The sequence below is a fragment of the Micromonospora aridisoli genome (genome assembly GCF_056150025.1).
Genome location: NZ_JAXCFK010000157.1, coordinates 1 through 538, shown reverse-complemented (window position 1 = coordinate 538; position 538 = coordinate 1). Strand labels below are relative to the sequence as shown.

Below are 538 nucleotides of genomic sequence, written 5' to 3'. Positions count from 1 at the left end.
TCAATCCGCTTCACGGTGAGCGGAAAGCCGGATCGATCGGGCCGTCAATCGTCCACGTGGAGAACAAGGTCGTCGATGAGCTCGGAGAAGAGGTCGGAGTCGATGAGGTCGGTGAACTGATCGTCCGTGGACCGAACGTGATGAAAGGCTATTACAAACTGCCGGAAGAGACGTCGATGACGCTTCGCGACGGCTGGCTCTATACGGGCGACTTGGCGAAACGTGACAAGGACGGTTATTTTTATATCGTCGACCGCAAGAAGGACCTGATCATCCGGGGCGGCTTCAACGTGTACCCGCGCGAGGTGGAGGAGGCCCTGGCCCGTCACCCGGCCGTCGGCCAGGTCGCGGTGATCGGCCTGCCCGACCAGCGGCACGGCGAGGAGGTCTGCGCGGTGGTGGTGCCGGACCCGGCCGGACCGGGCGCCCCGAGCGAGCAGGAGTTGATCGACTGGGCGCGGGAGCACCTGGGCCGGCACAAGTACCCGCGCCGGATCCGCTACGTCGACGCCCTCCCGCTCGGCCCGAGCCACAAGGT

The 538-nt window shown here is 65.2% G+C and carries 1 protein-coding gene; it reads left to right on the top strand.

Features of this window, described 5'->3' with window-relative positions; translation table 11 throughout:
* Positions 1-56 precede the first annotated feature (56 nt).
* A partial coding sequence (locus SM447_RS29860) for an AMP-binding enzyme (protein ID WP_474576202.1) occupies positions 57-538 on the top strand: 482 nt, incomplete at its 3' end.